We start from the raw sequence: 20,302 nt of genomic DNA on the forward strand, positions 1-20,302 counted from the left end.
CCAGGCCCGGCAAACCCCGAGAACGCGGGCTTTTTCGCCCTGGCAACGCTCTTGCAAAGCCTCTGGCGTCGCCCCTACATCCGCCGAGGACCACCATGAATCTGCCCATTCGCCACCTGCCGCCTGCCCGCACGGAAAGCCCGGACTACGAACAACTGGCTGCGCGCTTCCGCCCGATCTTTACCCGCATCGCCGAGGGTGCCCTGGAGCGCGAACGCAACCGCAACCTGCCCTATGCCCCCATCGCCTGGCTCAAGGAGGCCGGCTTCGGTGCCGTGCGGGTGCCCGTGGCATTCGGTGGCGCCGGCGCCAGCCTGCCGCAGCTGGTCCAACTGCTGATCGAGCTGGCGGCTGCCGACAGCAATTTGCCCCAGGCCCTGCGCGGCCATTTCGCCTTTGTCGAGGATCGCCTCAACGCCCACGCCAGTGCCTCCCAGCAGATCTGGTTCGAGCGCTTCGTCGCCGGTGACCTGGTGGGCAATGCCTGGACCGAGATCGGCACGGTCAAGCTTGGCGAGGTCATCACCCGGGTCAGCCGTAAGGACGGCGAGTGGCGTCTCAACGGCACCAAGTACTACAGCACCGGCAGCCTGTTCGCCGACTGGATCGACGTCTACGCCCAGCGTGACGACACCGGCGGGGACGTCATCGCCGCCATTCGCACCGACCAACCAGGCGTGCGTCAGTCCGACGACTGGGACGGCTTCGGCCAGCGCACCACGGCCAGCGGCACCTCGGTGTTCGAAGATGTCGTCGTGGAACCCGACAACCTCATCGACTTCGCTACCCGCTTCAAGTACCAGACCGCCTTCTACCAGTTGGTGCTGCTGGCGGTGATCACCGGCAGCGGCCAGGCGGCCGTGCGCGAATTCGCCGGTGAAGTGCGCGGTCGTGCACGGGTATACAGCCACGGCAATGCCAGCGCGGCCAGTGCCGACCCCCAGGTACAGCAGGTGGTCGGCAAAGCCTCGGCCTTCGTCTATGCCGCCGAGGCGGCGACCCTGGCAGCCGCCGTTGCGGCCCAGGCCGCCTTCGAGGCCCGCTATGCCGGGGACCCTGCCGCCGAGCACGACGCCAACGTGGCGGCGGAACTGGAATCGGCCCAGGCGCAATCGGCGGTCGCCGAACTGGTGCTGCGCGCCACCAGCGATCTGTTCAATGCCCTGGGCGCCTCGGCCACCAGCACCCGCAAGGGACTCGATCGCCATTGGCGCAACACCCGCACGGCCGCCTCGCACAATCCACTGATCTACAAGGAGCGCATCGTCGGCGCCTGGGAGATCGAGGGCAGCGAACCGCCCTTCGTCTGGCAGATCGGCGGCGGCAGCAAGCAGGGCTGACGTCGAGTGACCACCTGAATGCACAACGGCAACCCCAAGGTTGCCGTTGTGCATTCAGCGCGCTAGATCAGTTCGACAGCTGGCGGGCGAACCGTCCCACGGCCCCGACCACCCGCTGGGCGCCGTCCTGGATCTCCACGATCACCTGCCCGGCCTGCCCGGCCAGTTCCAGGCCCTGCTCGGCCTGGCGCCGGCCATTCTCGATCACCGTCACCGCTTCGCCGGCCAGTTGCTGGTTCTGTTGCACCACCCCGACGATCTCCTCGGTCGCCTTGCTGGTGCGCGAGGCCAGTTGCCGGACCTCGTCGGCCACCACGGCGAAGCCGCGGCCCTGCTCGCCGGCCCGGGCCGCTTCGATGGCCGCGTTGAGTGCCAGCAGGTTGGTCTGCTCGGCGATGCCGCTGATGGTCTTGATAATGGTGCCGATCACCTGGGACTGATTGTCCAGCGCCTCGATGCCCTTCACCGCCTCCTGCATCTGGGTAGCCAGGGCACGCATGACGTCCACCGTCTGCTGCGCCACTGCCGCGCCTTTACGGGCGGTGTCATCGGTATGCCGGGAGGTCTCGAAGGCCACGCTGGCGGCTTCGGACACCGCTTGCTCCTGGTGAACCTGATCGGTGATCACGGTGGCGAACTTGACCACCTTGTACAGGCGATCATGGGCATCGATCACCGGGTTGTAGGAGGCTTCCAGCCAGACATCGCGACCGTGGGCATCCAGCCGCTTGAAGCGATCCACGACGAATTCGCCGCGACGCAGGCGCGCCCAGAACTGCCCATAGGCGTCGGAGTTGGCCTCGGCTGGCTCGCAGAACAGCCGGTGGTGCTTGCCCTTGATCTGCGCCAGGGAATAACCCATGGCCTGCAGGAATCGGTCATTGGCATCGAGCACCTCGCCGTCGAGGTTGAACTCGATGACCGCCGTGGAGCGACGCAGGGCCTTGAGCAGGCTTTCGTGCTCGCGCGAGGTCTCGATGGTTCGCGTCAGGTTGTTGCAGAACAGTCGGAAGCGCGTCACCTGGCCCTGGCTGTCATGGAAGGGGTGCAGGATGCCGCGCAACCAGGCTTCCTGACCGTCGCCACGCAAAAGATGCAGGGCACCGCTGTAGGGCTCACCGCGGCTCAGGGCCTGCTGCAGTCGGCGGCTGTATTCCTGGTTGCGGACGTGCGCCGGAATGAGGTCCGCCAGGGGGCGTCCCAGCAAATCCGCAGCGCGCACGCCCATCTCCTTTTCGAAGTTGGCGTTCACCGCGGAGATACACCCGCGGCCATCCAATTCCAAGCCCAGCATTTCCACGTCGAGCTCGGCCTTCAGCCGCTTGAAGGAGTCCACCTGCTCGCGGAGGCGCTGCAGTTCTTGTTTTAGGCCTTTGTTGAACATGACACGCCCCTGCTTGGGAGATTAAGTTACCGCTGTATCGACCGGGATTAGTCAGGCCTTTAATGCCGACAGCAGGACAATGACCAGACGTCCGGAATGAAAGATGGATGGCGGCGGGCCATTAACTAATAACAAAAAAATATTTCAACTCAGGGTTTGGCCGGCATTACGTTCTAACGCCTGTCTGCTCTCTCCACCGCAAGAGTCTTCCATGTCCGATTCCCTGCTGGACCCCCTCACTCCCCTGCTGGAGCGCTTCGCCGCCACCGCGGCGGAACGCGATCGTCAGGGCGGCACGCCCAAGGCCGAGCGCAATGCCTTGCGCCAGAGCGGCCTCCTGGCCCTGAGCATTCCCACGGAACTGGGCGGCCTCGGCGCCTCCTGGGATCGGACGCTGGAGGCGGTGCGGCGAATGGCCCGGGTCGACAGCTCCCTGGCCCACGTCTTCGGCTTCCATCACCTGCTGCTGGCCACCGCCCAGCTGTTCGGCCAGCCCGCGCAATGGCGACCCTGGCTGGAGGGCACCGCGCGCAATGGCCTGTTCTGGGGCAATGCCCTCAATCCCCTGGATCGCCGTACCCTCGCCCGCCGCAGCGGCGATGCCTGGCAAGTGGATGGCCAGAAGAGCTTTTGCAGTGGCGCCCTGGATTCGGATCTGTTGCTGCTTTCCGCGCTGGAAAACGATGACAGCGGACGCCTGCTGATCGCCGTGGTACCCACCGGCCGTGCCGGCATCCAGCTGTTCGACGACTGGGACAACAACGGCCAGCGCCAGACCGACAGCGGCAGCGCGCGCTTCGACGGGGTACGGGTCGAACAGCAGGAATGGCTGCTCGATCCCGGTCCGCTGAGCACCCCCTTCGCCTGCCTGCGCCCGCTGCTGGCCCAGCTGATCTTCGCCAACATCTTCCTCGGCCTGGCCGAGGGCGCCTTCGCCGAGGCGCGCCGCTACACCACCACCCAGGCGCGTCCCTGGTTCAAGTCACCCGCCGCCAGCGCCAGCGAAGACCCCTACATCCTGCGCCACTACGGAGAATTCTGGGTGGCCCTGGAGAGCAGCCGACTGCTGGTGGAGCGCGCCAACGGCGCCTTCGCCCAGGCCTGGCAGCAGGGCACGGCGCTGACCGCCGCGGCACGGGGCGAACTGGCCATCGCCATCGCCACGGCCAAGGTCGCCGCCAGTCGTCACGGCCTCGATATCGCCAGCCGCCTGTTCGAGGTCGGCGGGGCCCGCGCCACCGCCGGTGCCCTGCGCCTGGATCGCTACTGGCGCAACCTGCGCACCCAGACCCTGCACGATCCGGTCGATTACAAGCTGCACGAGCTGGGCGACTGGGCCCTCAACGACACCCTGCCCACCCCCAGTTTCTACTCCTGAGGAGCCCGCGATGACCCTGCTGACCCTGACGCGCACACCCGAGGTGCCCCGCTACCGGGCAACGGCCCAGGTGTTCGCCGATCCCAAGTCGCGCGACCTGCTCGCCCACCTGGAAAAGATCGCCCCGAGCGACGCCAGTGTGCTGGTGATCGGCGAAACCGGTACCGGCAAGGAACTGATCGCCCGGCATATCCATGCGCTGAGTCACCGCCATGCCGGCCCCTTCGTCGCCGTCAACTGCGGCGCCTTCGCCGAGAGCCTGGTCGAGGCGGAGTTGTTCGGTCATGAAAAGGGCGCCTTCACCGGCGCCCTGACCGCGCGCGCCGGCTGGTTCGAGGAGGCCAACGGCGGCACCCTGTTTCTCGACGAGATCGGCGACCTGCCGCTGTCGGTACAGGTGAAGCTGCTGCGCGTCCTGCAGGAGCGCGAGGTGGTGCGACTCGGCTCTCGCCGCAGCGTGCCGCTGAACGTGCGGATCATCGCCGCCACCAACGTCCCGCTGGAGCGGGCGGTGGCCGAAGGCACCTTTCGCGAAGACCTCTGGTACCGCCTCAATGTGGTCAGCCTGCCGCTGTTGCCGCTGCGCCAGCGCCAGGGCGATATCCTGCCGCTGGCCCGGCACTTCCTCCACGCCTATGCCCAGGCGCCGGTCGCCCTGACCCCGGCGGCGGAGCGACGTCTGCTGGAGCACCCCTGGCCGGGCAATATCCGCGAACTGGAAAACACCCTGCAGCACGTCCTGCTGCTCAAGCCCCAGGGCCTGCTGGATGCCGGTGACCTGTCGTTCGTCCAGCGTCCCAGCCTGGTCCCGGCGGCGCCGCGCCCGACCGAGGCGGCGCCGGTGGACAGCCTCCTGACCGACGCCTTCGCCCAGTTGTTCGAAGAGCAACCTGAGGCCCTGCACGAGCGCGTCGAAGATGCCCTGGTCCGCGCCGCTTATCGCTTCTGCCATCGCAACCAGGTCCATACCGCCCGCCTGCTGGGGCTGAGCCGCAACGTCACCCGTGCCCACCTGATACGTATCGGCGAACTGGTGGTCAATCACCGTCGGCCGCTCGCGCCCCGGCCGGAACGCGAGGTCCGCTTCTCCATCTGAAGGGTGGCCATACCCGGCGGGGTACCGACAGGCCATGGAGCGCCTTACACTGGGGTTTTGTTCCGCGAGGCCTCCGCATGACCGCCCGTACCCTGCTGCACCGCCATCCCGCCCGGCGTGACGACATCGGCGACCTCCAGACCCGGCGGCCGCTACCCGGCCCCGGCCTGCCCCATCTGGACCCCTTTCTCTTTCTCAACCACCACGGTCCCCAGGTCTATCCGCCGCACAATGCCGGTCTGCCCTTTGGTCCTCATCCCCATCGCGGCTTCGAGACGGTGACCTTCATCCTCTCCGGTTCGCTCGCCCACCGCGACAGCGGCGGCCATGAGAGCGTCATCGAAGCCGGGGGCATCCAATGGATGACCGCGGGCAGCGGCCTGGTGCATGCCGAGCTGTCGCCCGCCGCCTTCAAGCGCGACGGCGGCGACCTGGAGATCCTCCAGCTGTGGGTCAATCTCCCCGCCCGCCTCAAGTTCACCCCGCCGGCCTACCACGGCGTTTCCGCCGCGGACCTGCCCCTGATCGAGGCCGATAGCGGCCGGGTACGCCTGCACCTGGCATCGGGCAGTCATGAGGGTATCCAGGGTGCCGTGGCCACCCCGACCCCCATCACCCTGATGACCGTCGAGATCGCCCCGGGTGGCCGCGTCACCCTGCCTGCCCCGGCCGGCAACTCGGTGTTCTGCTATGGCGTGCGCGGCACCGTGCAGATCGCCGGCCAGGACGAAGCGCCGTGGCAGCTGTTCGAATTCGCCGATGACGGCGACCACCTCGACATCGGCAGTCGCGACGGCGCCGTGCTGCTCTATGGCCATGCGGCGCCCTTCGCCGAGCCCATCGTCGCCCACGGCCCCTTCGTGATGAACAGCGCCGAGGAGATCCGTCAGGCGATCCGCGACTACCAGGCCGGCCTGTTCGGTGACGTACCGGAGTGAGTCGCCCCGCCAGGACGCCGCGCCCAGGCTAGAATCCGGCTTTTGCCTGGAGCATGGCGATGAGTGACGAATTACGGATCGAGGATCTGGTGGTGGGCGACGGCAAGGCGGTGGTCAAGGGCGCCCTGATCACCACCCACTACGAGGGCTGGCTGGACGACGGCACTCTGTTCGATTCCTCCCGCGCCAAGGGACGACCCTTCCAGTGCGTCATCGGCACCGGGCGGGTGATCAAGGGCTGGGATCAGGGCCTGATGGGCATGCGGGTCGGCGGCAAGCGGCGCCTTGAGGTACCGGCGGCGCTCGCCTATGGCGAACGCCAGGTTGGTGCGCTGATCAAGCCACATGCCAACCTAACCTTTGAAATCGAATTGCTGGAAGTCCTGACGCGAGACGATTGAGGGCTGGCCGACTCTAGCCCGGCGTCTTGGTATTGCGGCGCACCAACTCGAGCTGGGCTTCGAGCACGCTCAGCCGGGCGAACTGGCGGGTGTAGATGACGAATTGCTCCTGAAAGCTCTGTCGGCTCCGGGCAAGGTCCTGTCGATGACTGCGGATCTGCTCTTCGAGAGTCTGCAGCCGCTCCTGGGTGGTTTGCGTCATGGCACCTACTCCTTGTGCTTGGGGTGTCAAATGGACTCTAACCGTGCCCTGACAAGTCAAGCTATAGCCGTTCGTCGTCCCTCAAACCGCCGCTACAGAGCCGTTTCGTCTCGCGAATGCGTCCTGGTCAGGCGTGAAAGGCGGGTCTTTCCTCACCGAGCGGTCAAGAAAAAAGGCGACGAACCCCGGGAGGTTCGCCGCCTTCAGGACAGCCGCAGCGAAACCTAGCGCGGGCCTACCGCCGTGCAGCTGTTGCTGGCATCGACGTACTTCTTCAGGGTCGGCCACTGCGGCCGCTCCACGCCATTGACCGGCTCCACCGCCAGCGCGGCAGTTCCCCAGCCCGGACCCGCCGCCCAGTACGTCAGCGGCATGCAGTTCTGCTGCAGGTAGGCCAGCAGATTGTCGGTAGCCGTCAGCCAGCGGCTGTCGCCAGCCGGTACGCCGAACTCGGCGATCATGCCGCGCTTGCCATTGCGCTTGAGCCATTCTACGAAGGGCTTGACGCGATTGACCCCCACCTGCGGATCGAAGTTGTTCATGTTCTGCGCGGCGTAGGTGCCACTGCCGTCCTCATCGAGGTAGACGTTCGCCGCGTAAATGATGTTGTTGGCCGGATCCTTCAGATTGAGCAAGGCATTGCTCGCGCTCGGCCAGTTGGCCGCGCTACCCCAGGCATTGCCCTGGACGATCACCGGGTGAGTGCGGTCCATGGTGCGCACCCCGTCGATGCCGGACTGCGCCGTCACCGGCCAGCTGCTGTCGGCGCCATTGGGCTCGCCCATGATGTCATAGCCATAGAGCGCGGCATGGTTGCCCCACTGGTAGGCCAGACGGTACATCAGATCCCAGTAGTTGAAGTTGGTGACGGTACCGGTGCCGATCAGGGTGCCCTTGTAGCGGCCGCCGTTGTCCAGCGCCAAGATCACCTTCATGTTGTACTTCTTGGCCAGCTCCAGCACCTGGGTGACCTGCTGGGTGTACGCCCCTTCAAGGCTCCCGAAGAAGCGCGTCTGCAGACGTTCCCAGATCACCGGGAAGCGGATCAGCCGTACGCCCTTGGCGCTCCACTGCTGGAAATGCGCCTCGCCCGGCATGATGTAGTTGACGTTGAGCACCCCCGGCAGGCTCTGGGGCGCGAAGGCGGCACCCGAGAAGTTCAGCCCCACCAGATTGAGCTTGGCGCTGTTGGCGGGTGTGCCGGTCGATCCCGTGGGTGTGGCCGTCGAACCGGTGGCGGGCGTGGTGGCACCCGAGGAGCCCGTGCTGCCGCTGCCGGCCGCAGGCTTCACCTCGGCCACTGGCGTCGTCACGGCCGGCGTCGCACTGCCCGAGTTGCTGCCCGAACTGGTGCTGCCGGTGCTGCCCGTAGAGCCCGTCGTGGTACCCGGCACCGTCGCCGGCGTGCTAGAGGTGGTGGTACCGGTCTTCAGGGTCTTGGGATAGCCGTAGGCGTTGCCATCGAGCTGCGGGCTCTCGATGAAGACGCTCATGTTGCTGCCGACGACCTGGGCATAGGTCACCTTGTAGCTCTTGCCATCGGCCGGCGTGATCTGCGCGCCTACCTTGAAGGCGCCCACATTGGCGGCCGAGGCCGGAATGGAGAAGCCGGCGGCCTTGCGATAGACGCCATGCAGCCAGTCTTCGTTGGTGAAATCGTTGATCGCGGTGGTCACCCCGGTCGTGGTAGAGCCTCCGGTATTGCCGCCGCCCGTGGCGGGAGCCGCGCCCGAGCTGCCACCGCTGCTCGAACCGGTATTGCCGCTGCTGGAACCACCGCTGCCGCCGGTGGCACCAGTGCCGCCACCCGTGGCCCCGGTGCCGCTGGCCGGGGTGCTGCCAGTACTGCTGGCGAAGGGACCGATGGCGGTGCAGCTGCTGTCATCGATGTACTTACGCAGGGTCGGCCACTGCGGCCGGTCGACGCCATTGATCGGCTCCACCGACAGGAAATAGTTGCCCCAGCCCGGGCCGGCGGCCCAGTAGGTGGCGGGAATGCAGTTCTGCTTGAGATAGGCCAGCATCCGGTCCATCAACGGCAGCCAACGGGGATCGTTATCCGGCACGCCGAACTCACCGATCATGCCCTTCTTCCTGTTCTTCTTCAGCCACTCGACGAACGGCCGAACACGCTCCACGCCGTAATCCTGGCTCAGCTTGCCGACATCGATCCCGGTGTAGTTGCCACCGGCGCTCTCGTCGAAATAGGAGTGCGCCTGGAAGATCAGGTTGTCGGAAGGATCCTTGAGCGCCAGCAGGGAGTCGTTCCACAGCGGCCAGCGGGTCGCTTCCGACCAACCGTTGCCCTCGATCATGATCGGCTTGGTCTTGTCGACCGCGCGGACCCCGTTGATGCCGTACTGGGCGGCGATCGGCCACTGGGCCATGGAGTCGTGGGGCTCGTTCATGATGTCGTAGGCGTACAGCGAGGGCTGACTGCTCCAGCGCTGGGCGATCCGGGTCATGATCTCCTGGTAGCGGTCATAGGGAACCGCCGCGCTGCCAATCACCGATCCGCGATAGAAGGTGTAGTTGTGCAGGTCGAGGATGATGCGCATGCCGTATTTCTGCGCATTGGCGAAGGTCTGGTCCACCAGTGCCGCATAGGTCGGGGCCAGCGGACCGCCCAGTACCGGTTGCAGGCGCTCCCAGATGATCGGGAAGCGGATCAGCTTGATGCCCTTGCCACTCCACTGCTTGAAGTAGGCCTCGACGGGAAAGATGTAATTCGTACCGTTGACGCCCGGCAGTACCTGGCCAGCGAAACCGGCCCCGGACAGGTTCAGGCCGACCAGATTGACCTGCTCGGCCTTGGCACCGCTAGCCAGGGTCAGGGCGGCAACGAAGGGCAGCACCTGGGCTGCTCTGCGGGAAAACTTCAGGAAGGATGGATTCATCATCACCAACTGCGCTAAATCGACAGCCCGCTCCCTGAACACTGGCCGATATGAAGTGAGAGAAGAGTCGCGCGCAGGAAATTTGGCACGACGTTGCCTCCAGGCAGGTTGACCTATACAAGCCACATGCCAACTTCATCAGCAGTTATGATGGCCACTATTTAGACATCACGGCAGAATAATAAAAGCCTTTGTTTTTATTGAATTTTTTAAAATTTCCGCTCATCGACTCAGACGAGTGAATCCATTCACCTCCGTTTTCCCAGCATCACACTCCCGCCCGCCGTCAAATTTACTTCCGCCATATTGGAACAACCGCCAAAAAGTTCCCTAAGGTGCCAAAAAAAGTAAGTCACAAATTAATGCGAAGTTGATCACATAATGGTGCAAGAGGAACTGGCTACATCAAGCCCGGGTCATGGCTATAACCGACTCAGGAGCGACCCATGACCGCCCTCACCCTTGCCACCTATAACGTCAATGGCATTCGCGCTCGGCTGCCCATCCTCCTGCAGTGGCTGGAGCGGGAGCAGCCCGACATCGTCTGCCTGCAGGAACTGAAGGCCAAGTCCGCCGACTTTCCCCAGGCAGAGCTGGAAGCGGCGGGCTACGGTGCGCTATGGGATGGACAGCCGTCCTGGAATGGGGTCGCTATCCTGGCGCGGGGCGACCAGCCCCTGGAGATTCGGCGCGGCCTCCCGGGACTGGCCGACGATCCGCAACGCCGCTATCTGGAAGCGGCGGTCAAGGGCGTGGTCGTCGCCAGCCTCTATCTGCCCAACGGCAACCCCTGGCCTGGTCCTAAATTCGACTACAAACTGGCCTGGTTCGAGCGCTTCATCGACCACGCTCAGAGTCTGTTGGAGAGTGGTCATCCGGTAGTGCTGGCCGGGGACTACAACGTGGTGCCGACCGACCATGACATCTACGATCCGAAGTCCTGGCGCAAGGACGCCCTGCTGCAACCCGAGAGCCGTGCCTGTTTCGAACGCCTATTGCGTCAAGGCTGGCTGGATGCCCTCCGGGCCTGCCATCCGGACGAGGCGATCTACACCTACTGGGACTATTTTCGCCAACGCTGGCAGCGCAACGCCGGCCTGCGCATCGATCATCTGTTGCTGAGTCCGGCACTGCAGGATTCCTTGCAGGAAGCGGGCGTGCATCGCTGGGTACGCGGCCTGGAAAAGACCAGCGACCACGCCCCCACCTGGATTCGCTTCAAGGCCCCTGCCTGAGCACGCTCAGGCGTCGCGCAGCAGATCGTTGGCATTGAGCAGCGCGAAGAGGACTTCCGGACGCTGGTTAAGACCACGGCGCACCGCCGCCGGTATTGACTGATGGAGCTTGCGGCACAGTCCCGGTCGCGGCTGCAATTCGATCAGCATGCCACGGGCGCTGCGTACCTCTCCGGGTCCCGGCCCGATCTCCAGGCGGATGCCAAGCTGTTCCTGAAGGCGCTGCTGCAGTCGCTCCAGCTCAGCTACGCTGGCGATGTTTTCCAGCCGTTCCAGTAGCCGCTGCTCTTCTTGGCGATTGAGCAACAGCGCTCGGGCATCACCGGCGGGGTCCGCCAGAATGGCGTCACGCTCGCAGGTGCAGACACCAGGTGGACAGGGAGCACGCAGGGAAGCCATCTGACCTCGATTCCTCTTCTTCAGGGGCAACAGGAATAGGCCCGTGGCTCCACCCTAGCGATAGTGGCAGCGGTCACGCAATGCAGCCTTGTTGGAAGAGGCAATTGCCGGTCTTCAGCAGACCTTCAGGTCACTACCCGGACTCCCAGCGCTGCGATCAATTCATACCCGATCCGTATAGATAACCAAACGAGCTAAAGGCATAGCTAAAGCTTATTTTTTGGCATAACAGCTACCACGTAGGATGAAGCTTTGACTGCCTACGACCTCACCATGCCTACGCTCTCATCCGATCTGCTGATCGTCCCTGCGGATCAGCAAAGTACCCTGACCATCCGCGCCAAGGCACTGGCCTTCGCCGATCCCCGCTCCCGACAGCTGCTCGAACAACTGGACGAGTGGGCACCCTTGCCAGGCCCTGTCGTACTGTCAGGCGAATGGGGAACCGGACGCGAGCTACTGGCGCGTCGGCTGCACGAACGCAGCGGCCGAAGCGGCCTGTTCAGCAGCCTGAATTGCGCCTCGCTCAGTCGCCGACATGGCGCTGCCGAATTGTTTGGCTATGTCCCCCGGGCCTATGCCGGCACCTCTGGCAGCCGCCTGGGCTGGTTCGGCACCGCTCACGAGGGCAGCCTCTATCTCGACGAAATCGCCGACCTGCCTGGCGCGTTGCAGGAAGAGCTGGTGGAGGTCCTGCTGGACGGCAGCATCCTGCGCCTGGGCAGTAGCTTACGCACAGCCGTGGATGTCCGCCTGATCGCCGGTTCCAGCGTCGACCTGGCACAGGCGGTTCAGGCGGGTAACTTCTCTGCTCGCCTCTGGGCGCTGCTTGCGCCAGGTCTGGTGGCCGTCCCGCCGCTCCGTGAGCGCCCGGCCGACCTGCTACCGCTGGCCCGGTATTTCCTCCAGCAGCACGCGGACCGTCTCGACCGCAGGGCGCCAGAGCTGACGACCCAGGACCAGGCTGCATTGATCGCCTATCCCTGGCCGGGAAACATTCGCGAACTTGAACAGGTTCTCCATACCGCGCTGTTGACTGCCTCGACGTCAGGACTCCAGCTTGGCAAGCTGCTGCCACTGTCCCTGGTACCCCGCTGAACTCTGCCGACAGACGGCAGTCCTAGCCGCGTACCCTTGTTCGAGTCCCAGCATGACCACCCTGTCCATCCTGTCGATGCCCACTCCGCCATAGCCAGCGGCTGCCATCTTTCCCAGGAAAGATGACCGGAATCCTCGTTTTGTTGCCTCGCGCGGCAGACGTTGACTCGTGTGGGAAAAGCCCAGGGCTTTTCAGGAATCGACCGACAGGACGTACGTCTTCCGCTGAAGACGTTCAGGCATGCTTTCATGAATATTGTGATCACTGGCCGTTCCGGCCAAGTTTCGCGCGCCTTGCAGCGCGAGTTCGGTAGCACCCATCAATTGACCGTGCTGGGTCAGGCGGATCTCGATCTGGCCCGGACCGAGCAACTGCGCGCGGCCTTCGACCAGCTGGAGCCCGACCTCATCCTCAACGCCGCCGCCTATACCGCCGTGGATCAGGCTGAAGCGGAAATCGAGCGTGCCGAGGCGATCAACGCCCGGGCGCCGCAAATCCTGGCCGAGTTGGCGCGTGAGCGGGATATCCCCTTCGTGCACTATTCATCCGACTACGTTTTCGATGGCCGCGGGCATCAGCCCTATACCGAGGCTTGCGCGCCGGCGCCCCTGAGCGTCTATGGCCGTTCCAAGCTGGCAGGCGAACAGGCGGTACTGGCGGCCGGGGGCCGCGCCCTGGTGCTGCGCACCTCCTGGGTCTACTCCCATGACGGCCAATGCTTCTTCAACACCATGCGCCAGCTGCTGGCCGAGCGCGACGAACTCCATGTGGTGGAGGATCAGCTCGGCGCCCCCACCTGGGCGCCCACGATCGCCACGGCCACCCGCCAGCTGGTCGAACGCCTGCTGGAGCACGGCGATGTCGGCGGTCTCTATCACCTGACCAATGCAGGCCAGACCTCCTGGTACGGCTTCGCCGCCGCCATCGCCGCGCGCCTGGAGCGACGCGGCGAACTGCGCGCCCGCCTCTATCCCACCACGACCGCACACTACCCCACGCCGGCGACGCGACCGCTCTATTCGTGTCTTGACTGCAGCAAGGTCGAAGCGGTCCTGCCGAACGCCCTGCCGGATTGGCAGGCCGACTTCGACCGTTGCTGGGCGCGGTTCGAACGCGATAGAACGCTGAATTGAGCGGGTCGGACCCCGGCGGCGCCTGTCCGCCGGGTCGCCTCGGCTTCAGCCGCAGGCGATGGCGTCCCCCCTCAACGGCTTTCCCGTTCGCCACCCTGGTAGGTAGGTTCAGCCACGTCCTCGTTGGGCGCTGGATGGCCCGGCAGATTCGGTAGCGCCTTGGCCCTTTCCAGGTCGATGCCGGCGCCCTGGGCCACCCGGGTGCCATAGTCCGGATCGCAATGCCAGAAGTGCCAGACCATGCGCAACTGGATATCTTCGGGACAGGCCTGCATGTCGGCGACCAGGTTGGCGATGAGATCGTCCCTTTCCCAGTCTTCGAAGCTGCGATAGCGCGCACCGGTCTGCTGGTAGTCGGCAGCCGTCTTGCGGGATTGATAGCGCCCCAGATGGCCTTCGATCCACTGACGATACTCGTGCTGCGGCCGCGGCGCCTCGCTCAGGCCACCCTGGGAACTGGGCTCGTAATTGACGTGGGGATTGCTCCCGCTGCGATCCACCTGCAGCGCCATCTGGCCATCGCGCTGATTGGTGGCGTAGGGGCATTTGGGCGCGTTGATCGGTAATTGCAGATAGTTGGCGCCGACCCGATAGCGCTGGGTATCGGAATAGGACAGCGTCCGCCCCTGCAGCATCTTGTCGTCGGAAAAGTCGATGCCCTCCACCAGCACCCCCGTGCCGAAGGCGGCCTGTTCGGTTTCGGCGAAGACGTTCGAGGGATTGCGATCCAGCACCAGCCGGCCCACCGGCAGCAGGGGAAACTGGTCTTCCGGCCAGCGCTTGGTGTCGTCCAGGGGATCGAAGGGCAGTTCGTCATGCGCCTCGTCCGTCATGATCTGCACGCACATCTCCCACTCGGGATAATCACCCCGCTCGATGGCGTCGTAGAGATCGCGACTGGCATGGCCCACGTCGTATTTCTGGATCTCGGCCGCCTGCTCGCTGGTGAGATTCCGGATGCCCTGCTTGGGCTCGAAGGAGAACTTGCACAGTACCGCCACGCCCTGGTCGTTGACCAGCTTGTAGGTGTTCACGCTGGAACCCTGCATGTGCCGATAGTCCGCCGGGATGCCCCAGGGGCTCTTCACCCAGGTCACCATGTGCAGGGCTTCCGGGTGATGCTGGACGAAGTCGTAGAAGCGCCAGGGCTCCTGGCGATTGGTGATGGGGTCGGGCTTGAAGGCATGGATCATGTCGGGAAACTTGATGGCGTCGCGAATGAAGAACACCTTCAGGTTGTTGCCCACCAGATCCCAGTTGCCGTCCTCGGTATAGAACTTGATCGCGAAGCCCCGCGGATCGCGCGCGGTCTCGGGCGACTCCTTGGCCCCGATGACGGTGGAAAATCTTAGAAAGACTGGCGTCTTCACCCCGGTTTTGGTCAGCACCTTGGCGCAGGTATAGCGGCTGGCGGGCTCGTCGCCGATGGTGCCATAGGCCTCGAACCAGCCATGGGCGGCGGTGCCCCGGGCATGCACCACCCGCTCGGGCACCCGCTCCCGATCGAAATGGGTGATCTTCTCGATGAACTGGTAGTTTTCCAGCGTGGCGGGGCCCCGCTCGCCCACGCTGCGCAGGCTTTGGTTGTCCCGTACCGGATGACCCTGGCGGGTCGTGAGAGTGATCTTGTCGTCGCTCATGGTGGTCTCCAGGCTAGTCACGTCGAACACTGCAGTGACCGGGCCTGTCCGCGGCAGTTGTCCGCCGTCAGACGAGCTGTCCGGAGACGAAACGGCGCCAGGGCCGCTTGCGCTGACCATCCGGGGCTCTAGCCGCTACCTCTCGTCCGTTCGGCGGAAAAAATCGCTGATCGCGCTATCGATCCCATCCAGACTGTTCATCAGCAGTCGATAAGACTCACGGCGATACTCTCCAACAAGAACAGCAGCCGGAGCTTCCCATGCCAGAAGACTACGAAAGCGATCCGCACCCCTGCCCGAAACCGGCGGGGCACTCCGACTTCAACGAAATGGCTGCTGCCGTCGCCGCCGCCATTTCCGTCTGGGCGCTGACCACCCTGGTCGCCTTGCTCGCGGGTTATCACGGCAGCGGTCCGACCAATGCCATCAACCTGCTGGTGATCCTCGCAGGCGCTCTGGGGTTCGTTGGACGGCGCTGGCAACTGGGGCGTCGGTGTCGCTCCGTACAGCGCGCCAGATAGCCGGCGGAACCCAACAATCTGCCTACTGATTCTCACCGGAGGCGGAACTGGTTATCATCGCCGCCCTGAAATCATGGCAGGGATGCTCATGTCTTATCTGGTCTTGACCCGTCGCACCGACGAAATCATCAATCTTTCCCTGAAGCCAGGGGCCGATGAAGAACAGGTGCTGGACCTGCTGTTCAATGGCGGCATCAACATCCGCATTCTCAAGGTGCAGGGCGACCGCGTGCAGGTAGGCATCCAGGCGCCGACCGACATCAGCGTGATGCGGCAGGAATTGCTGCCCTTCTGAGTCGCCGCTGACCGACGGTCGCTACCGCAACCAGGGCGAGTGGCGGTTGCGCACGTACTCGAAACGCCCCTCCAGACCCCGCCATTCAATGCCCTGCCAGAGCTCCGGCGCCAGCGTGCCTTCGGCCTGCAGGTCCGCTCGATAGTGGGCGAAGAATGGCTGGCCGTCGCGCAGGACGATGACGTTGTGGCGCTCTTCGATCTGGGCGATGAGATCCAGGACCGCTTCGGCCGAGCGGCCGCCACTCAGGCAATAGCAGCTGCCATATTGATGCAGCATGCTTTCGAAGCGGTAACGATAGAGAGTGCAGCGATCAGTCTCGAGGTGAACGCTCTGCCCCTTGGCATCCTGCAGGGCATGGTGGACGCAATGGTCGCAGTCCTCGAATTCCTGACGCGACTCCACCCATTCACCGAGAAACTGCTTCTTCCACCGCCATACCAGCAGCCCACGATCTTCAGGCCGTGAATACACGCTGACCTTGTAGAACATCGCTCGACTCCTCTTTTATTGTTATGCGCCGAAGTCACCTTCCAAGGTCTGCCGTTTGCCGCTCGCCCCTTGGGATCGCACGCGCTGTAGCGTACGTTTTCAGCATCGCTCCATTTGCCTGAGGCGTCCAGCCATTCCCAGGCGCCGGGCACTACCGCTCGACGGCGCGCAGTTTCGTCGACGCCATTGCGCTTGGCTGCCGAAAAAGTCGCGGCTTCGTCCAATTTCCATACAAGATGCAAGCGGCGGCACTTGCCGGATCAGCTGTTCCAGATCACGGCAAAACCCCACTCCAGAGCCGGATACAAGACAGGTACAGCTTTTCGTACCGCCTATCAGGCAACTCGATGTGGCCTGCTCAAGTTCTCTGCAGCGGACTAGTATTCAGCCAACATCGGCGCCTGGACCGATTCAAAGGCTCGCGTTAACAAGGACTTGGCAGGTCCTGACGTCATGCTGCCGACGCCAGACCGCGTTGCCGACGAGCAGTTGAAGAGGCGCTCCAGAGCGCTCGTCCTTTCGATAGTGATAAAGGCAAAGCTACTCGAAGAATCCCTTATCGACTCAAGGACTTTTTATGTCTGGTCTGGATAGCGACTTCAACGAAGCGCTTCATTACGCCATCAGAAACTGCCCTGCCCGTACGCCTGAGCAACGGGCCGCCATCGACCATGCCGAGAAGGTCATCCGCCAGGGGCCAGCCGCGCTCTCTCCGCTGGAGCGCAAGACCCTGGTCTTGGAACTGGGCTTCTGGCTGGACCGTTACCAGCGCCTGCAGGAATTCTCCGGCCAACGCCTGGTTGGTGCAGCGGCGGAGCCAAGCTGCTGCCTTGCGAACCAGGTCAGGGGCAAGGCTAGCTAGCCAAACGTCAGGCAATAAAAAACCCCGAGGTGCCTGGCACGCTCGGGGCTTCTGGATATGGCGGAGAGATAGGGATTTGAACCCTAGGAGCCATTGCTGACTCAACGGATTTCGAATCCGTCCCGTTCGACCACTCCGGCATCTCTCCAACGCGGCGCATGATACCAGCCATGGGGGCAAAAGCGAACAAGCAATTGCAAAAAAAGCTCTGGTATCAGCGGCTTGCGTTTAGAGTGGGACGCCCAGGCGCTGGGCGACCTCTTCGTAGGCCTCGATCACGCCGCCCAGACCCTGGCGGAAGCGATCCTTGTCCATCTTCTTGCGGGTTTCCTTGTCCCAGAGACGGCTGCCGTCCGGGCTGAATTCGTCGCCCAGCACGACCTTGCCGTGGAACAGGCCGAATTCCAGCTTGAAGTCCACCAGCAGCAGGCCGGCGTCGTCGAACAGCTGCTTGAGGATGTCGTTGATGCGGAAGGTCAGCGCCTTCATCTCGGCCAGTTGGTCGAGGGTGGCCCAGCCGAAGGCCTGGACATGGCTTTCGTTGACCATGGGGTCGTGCAGCGCATCGTTCTTCAGGAAGAGTTCGAAGGTCGGCGGCGTCAGCTCCAGGCCCTCTTCCACGCCCAGACGGCGCACCAGGCTGCCAGCAGCGAAGTTGCGCACCACGCACTCCACCGGAATCATCTCGAGCTTCTTGACCAAGCACTCGTTGTCGCCCAGCAGTTGTTCGAACTGGGTGGGGATACCGGCGGCTTCCAGCTTCTGCATGACGAAGGCGTTGAACTTGTTGTTCACCATGCCCTTGCGCTCGAGTTGCTCGATGCGCTCGCCATCGAAGGCAGAGGTATCGTTGCGGAACAACAGGACCAGGCGATCGGGATCGTCGGTGGTGAATACCGACTTGGCCTTGCCACGGTAGAGTTCTGCGCGTTTTTCCATCTTGGACTCCGGTTCGAATGGCTTGCAGGCTGTGGACGAACGCAGGTGAGACGAGCGGTTCGGGACGAGTACAGCCGGGAAGCGCAGTTTACATAGGATCGTGGGTATTTTGGCCGTGCAGCAGCGCCTGGCCGCGAAAGAAAACCGGGTCAGCGCCTCAGGCGATGGCCTGCCACTCCAGTCCCTGCTGCTGATCGGCGATCTGCAGCCAGTCCGCGTCGCAGCCGAGCACGTTGGTAAAGCAGGCGCGGGCAAGCCAGGGGTTGTTGTTCTTTTCGCTCAGGTGGGCGAGCACCAGATGCTGCAGGCCCGGACAGGCCAGCTCCATCACCAGCTCGGCCGATTGCCGGTTGTTGAGGTGGCCACGCACCCCGCCGACCCGTGCCTTGAGGTGATAGGGATAGGGGCCCGCGGCGAGCATGTTGCTGTCGTGGTTGGCTTCGATCACCAGGGCATCAAGGTCCCGGTAATGCGCCAGCACCCCGGGGGTGGCCTCGCCGAGATCGGTGAGCACGCCCAGACGCTTGCGGCCATCGTCGAAGACGAACTGGGTCGGCTCGAGGGCGTCATGGGACACTTGCACCACGGTCACTTCCAGCGCGTCCAGCACCAGCCGTTCGCCGTCCACCAGCAGGCCCTGGGCGGCCACCGGCTTGCGCAGGCCACGACCGGTACCGGCGCTGTAATAGACCGGCACCCCGTGCTTGCGCGCCAGGAGCTCGACGCCCTGCACGTGATCGGAGTGTTCGTGGGTGACCAGGACGGCGTCCAGCTGGGCAGGTACCACGCCCAGCCGGGCCAGACGACGTTCGGCTTCCCGCAGGGAGAAGCCGCAGTCGATCAGCACATAGCTGTTATGGCTGTGCACCAGGGTCGAGTTGCCCCGACTGCCGCTGCCCAGGATTGCGAAGCGCATACTGCATGCTCGTCTGAAGCTTTTTCAGCACGCCTTCGGCGATGTCCTGGGGTGCTGCGGTGTTGATGGTCTTGTCCAGGGTGACCTGGACGGTGTTGCCCACCGAGGTGAGGCGCACCTGGAAGCGCCGTGCGCGGGCGTCTTCCTCTTCCTTGGTCTCGCCCTTGCCGAACAGGCGACCGAAGAAGCCCGGCTTGCGCTCTTCGGGCTTCTGCGCGCCTTCGGCGATGTTCACGTAGTAGACGCCCAGGCTGCGATCCATGTCGTCGACGCGGATGTCGGCGCCTTCGATGGCGCGACCCACGCTGGACCAGGCGCGGTTCAAATCGCTTTCCAGCACCAGCATGGGCACGCCGCTGCCGTCGACCTCGTAGGTCACGCGCTCGGGGGTGTCGTAGCCACCGGCGGCCAGCAGCGAGACCGAGCCACTGCCCTGCTCGCTACGGTCCAGGCTGGCCAGCACCTGATTCAGCAGGGCGTCATCGAGCGCCGAGCTGTTCTGGCTGCTGGACCAGGACGGCTCGCTGGAGCTGCCCTGGCTGCGGGTCTGGGTCTGGAGGAAGATCTCGCTGCTGCCCGATTGCACGCCCGGCTCGATGCGCAGGCGGGTGCGCAGCTCGGTGCCCGGCTGCAGGCGGCCATTGGTGCTCAGGCTGCGGGCCAGGGGCGTCGACAGCTCGGTCGGCGACTGCCAGGCGGTGATGATCTCACCGGTCTGCGGACGCTCTTCGGCGATGCGGAAGCCATTGTCGGTCAGGTACTGACGGGCCACCGGCCAGACGTTGGCCGGGACCTTCTGGGCGGCCAGCCAGCGGGCGTTGCCGCTGCGCTGCACGCTGAACTGCTCGTTGCCACTGCCCTGGACGGCCAGCGCCTGGGGTTTCGGCACTTCGAAGCCATAGGAGCGATTCTGGGTGTCGGCCACGTTGGCCGGGATCGGCAGCAGCGGATCCATAGGTTTGGCCTGGACATCGGTCGGCACCTGCATGGGGCCGGTTTCGCGGGATTCGAGATAGTCATTGCCGCGATCGCGGAAATAACCGTGCTCGCCCCACACCCAGCTGCAGCCACTGGCGGTGGCCACGGCCAGCCCCAGGGTGGTCAAACCCAGAACACGTTTCATCGACTGTTTCCT

20 protein-coding genes, 1 tRNA gene and 1 pseudogene are annotated in these 20,302 nt (G+C 64.3%); 11 read left to right on the plus strand and 11 right to left on the minus strand.

Translation table 11 applies throughout. The features are described from left to right. Positions 1-95 precede the first annotated feature (95 nt). Positions 96-1,340, plus strand: a complete 1,245-nt coding sequence (locus BMZ43_RS01565; protein ID WP_068384850.1) for an acyl-CoA dehydrogenase family protein — start codon at positions 96-98, stop codon at positions 1,338-1,340. A 67-nt stretch (positions 1,341-1,407) separates the two neighbouring features. On the opposite strand, the gene BMZ43_RS27140 is transcribed toward BMZ43_RS01565, so the two are convergent. Next, positions 1,408-1,839, minus strand: coding sequence for a methyl-accepting chemotaxis protein (locus BMZ43_RS27140; protein ID WP_371099722.1), 432 nt, complete (start codon positions 1,837-1,839; stop codon positions 1,408-1,410). 108 nt (positions 1,840-1,947) lie between these two features. Then, a pseudogene (locus BMZ43_RS27145) lies at positions 1,948-2,724 on the minus strand (PAS domain-containing protein); the annotation flags it as partial. A 211-nt stretch (positions 2,725-2,935) separates the two neighbouring features. Between BMZ43_RS27145 and BMZ43_RS01575 the strand changes: the two are divergent. The 4 genes from BMZ43_RS01575 to BMZ43_RS01590 all read left to right on the plus strand — a co-directional run bounded on the left by BMZ43_RS01575 (position 2,936) and on the right by BMZ43_RS01590 (position 6,537). Further along, positions 2,936-4,102, plus strand: coding sequence for an acyl-CoA dehydrogenase family protein (locus tag BMZ43_RS01575; RefSeq protein WP_093249261.1), 1,167 nt, complete (start codon positions 2,936-2,938; stop codon positions 4,100-4,102). 10 nt (positions 4,103-4,112) lie between these two features. Next, positions 4,113-5,198, plus strand: coding sequence for a sigma-54 interaction domain-containing protein (locus BMZ43_RS01580; RefSeq protein ID WP_068384840.1), 1,086 nt, complete (start codon positions 4,113-4,115; stop codon positions 5,196-5,198). A 77-nt stretch (positions 5,199-5,275) separates the two neighbouring features. Then, entirely contained in the window at positions 5,276-6,136 is an 861-nt protein-coding gene (locus BMZ43_RS01585; protein ID WP_093249264.1) for a pirin family protein, read from the plus strand. Between the two features lie 59 nt (positions 6,137-6,195). Continuing rightward, a complete protein-coding gene (locus BMZ43_RS01590; protein ID WP_007162786.1) occupies positions 6,196-6,537 on the plus strand; it encodes an FKBP-type peptidyl-prolyl cis-trans isomerase in 342 nt (113 codons plus the stop codon). A gap of 13 nt (positions 6,538-6,550) precedes the next feature. Here BMZ43_RS01590 and BMZ43_RS01595 read toward each other — a convergent pair whose 3' ends face one another. Together BMZ43_RS01595 and BMZ43_RS01600 are read right to left on the minus strand one after the other, a co-directional pair. Beyond that, positions 6,551-6,739 (minus strand): hypothetical protein, encoded by a 189-nt coding sequence (locus BMZ43_RS01595; protein WP_093249267.1) that lies wholly within the window; start codon positions 6,737-6,739, stop codon positions 6,551-6,553. Positions 6,740-6,963: 224 nt separating this feature from the next. After that, on the minus strand, positions 6,964-9,639 hold the full coding sequence (locus BMZ43_RS01600; RefSeq protein WP_093249271.1) for a glycoside hydrolase family 5 protein: 2,676 nt from the start codon (positions 9,637-9,639) through the stop codon (positions 6,964-6,966). Between the two features lie 443 nt (positions 9,640-10,082). On the opposite strand from BMZ43_RS01600, the gene xth reads away from it, so the two are divergent. Continuing rightward, a complete protein-coding gene (xth, locus tag BMZ43_RS01605; protein WP_017640341.1) occupies positions 10,083-10,871 on the plus strand; it encodes an exodeoxyribonuclease III in 789 nt (262 codons plus the stop codon). 6 nt (positions 10,872-10,877) lie between these two features. Here the strand turns inward: xth and BMZ43_RS01610 are convergent, their stop codons facing one another. Further along, positions 10,878-11,270: a hypothetical protein gene (locus BMZ43_RS01610; RefSeq protein WP_017640340.1), complete on the minus strand. Its 393-nt coding sequence runs from the start codon at positions 11,268-11,270 to the stop codon at positions 10,878-10,880. 273 nt (positions 11,271-11,543) lie between these two features. Between BMZ43_RS01610 and BMZ43_RS01615 the strand changes: the two genes are divergently transcribed. Together BMZ43_RS01615 and rfbD are read left to right on the plus strand one after the other, a co-directional pair. Continuing rightward, on the plus strand, positions 11,544-12,368 hold the full coding sequence (locus tag BMZ43_RS01615; protein ID WP_256562847.1) for a sigma-54-dependent transcriptional regulator: 825 nt from the start codon (positions 11,544-11,546) through the stop codon (positions 12,366-12,368). Positions 12,369-12,617: 249 nt separating this feature from the next. Next, entirely contained in the window at positions 12,618-13,502 is an 885-nt protein-coding gene (gene rfbD / locus BMZ43_RS01620) for a dTDP-4-dehydrorhamnose reductase (protein WP_017640338.1), read from the plus strand. A gap of 71 nt (positions 13,503-13,573) precedes the next feature. On the opposite strand, the gene BMZ43_RS01625 is transcribed toward rfbD, so the two are convergent. Then, entirely contained in the window at positions 13,574-15,142 is a 1,569-nt protein-coding gene (locus BMZ43_RS01625) for a catalase (protein WP_017640337.1), read from the minus strand. Positions 15,143-15,402: 260 nt separating this feature from the next. Between BMZ43_RS01625 and BMZ43_RS01630 the strand changes: the two genes are divergently transcribed. Both BMZ43_RS01630 and BMZ43_RS01635 read left to right on the plus strand, forming a co-directional pair. Next, on the plus strand, positions 15,403-15,663 hold the full coding sequence (locus BMZ43_RS01630) for a hypothetical protein (protein ID WP_017640336.1): 261 nt from the start codon (positions 15,403-15,405) through the stop codon (positions 15,661-15,663). Between the two features lie 88 nt (positions 15,664-15,751). Continuing rightward, positions 15,752-15,958 carry a carbon storage regulator gene (locus BMZ43_RS01635; protein WP_017640335.1) on the plus strand — a complete coding sequence of 69 codons (207 nt, stop codon included), beginning with the start codon at positions 15,752-15,754 and terminating at the stop codon, positions 15,956-15,958. A 21-nt stretch (positions 15,959-15,979) separates the two neighbouring features. On the opposite strand, the gene BMZ43_RS01640 is transcribed toward BMZ43_RS01635, so the two are convergent. Then, positions 15,980-16,450 carry a hypothetical protein gene (locus BMZ43_RS01640; protein ID WP_064307200.1) on the minus strand — a complete coding sequence of 157 codons (471 nt, stop codon included), beginning with the start codon at positions 16,448-16,450 and terminating at the stop codon, positions 15,980-15,982. A gap of 577 nt (positions 16,451-17,027) precedes the next feature. Here BMZ43_RS01640 and BMZ43_RS01645 point away from each other — a divergent pair. After that, complete coding sequence (locus BMZ43_RS01645; protein WP_017640333.1) at positions 17,028-17,312, plus strand: hypothetical protein; 285 nt, start codon at positions 17,028-17,030, stop codon at positions 17,310-17,312. Between the two features lie 58 nt (positions 17,313-17,370). On the opposite strand, the gene BMZ43_RS01650 is transcribed toward BMZ43_RS01645, so the two are convergent. From BMZ43_RS01650 to bamC, 4 genes are all read right to left on the minus strand, one after another. After that, a tRNA-Ser gene (locus BMZ43_RS01650) sits at positions 17,371-17,460 on the minus strand. Between the two features lie 80 nt (positions 17,461-17,540). Then, positions 17,541-18,251: a phosphoribosylaminoimidazolesuccinocarboxamide synthase gene (purC, locus tag BMZ43_RS01655; RefSeq protein WP_007162774.1), complete on the minus strand. Its 711-nt coding sequence runs from the start codon at positions 18,249-18,251 to the stop codon at positions 17,541-17,543. A 157-nt stretch (positions 18,252-18,408) separates the two neighbouring features. Further along, a complete protein-coding gene (locus tag BMZ43_RS01660) occupies positions 18,409-19,167 on the minus strand; it encodes an MBL fold metallo-hydrolase (protein ID WP_068384812.1) in 759 nt (252 codons plus the stop codon). Then, positions 19,106-20,290 carry an outer membrane protein assembly factor BamC gene (bamC, locus tag BMZ43_RS01665; protein WP_093249280.1) on the minus strand — a complete coding sequence of 395 codons (1,185 nt, stop codon included), beginning with the start codon at positions 20,288-20,290 and terminating at the stop codon, positions 19,106-19,108. The genes BMZ43_RS01660 and bamC overlap by 62 nt, the downstream gene beginning before the upstream one ends. Positions 20,291-20,302: the final 12 nt, after the last annotated feature.

This window comes from Pseudomonas sp. Snoq117.2 (genome assembly GCF_900110545.1).
GTDB lineage: Bacteria > Pseudomonadota > Gammaproteobacteria > Pseudomonadales > Pseudomonadaceae > Chryseomonas > Chryseomonas benzopyrenica.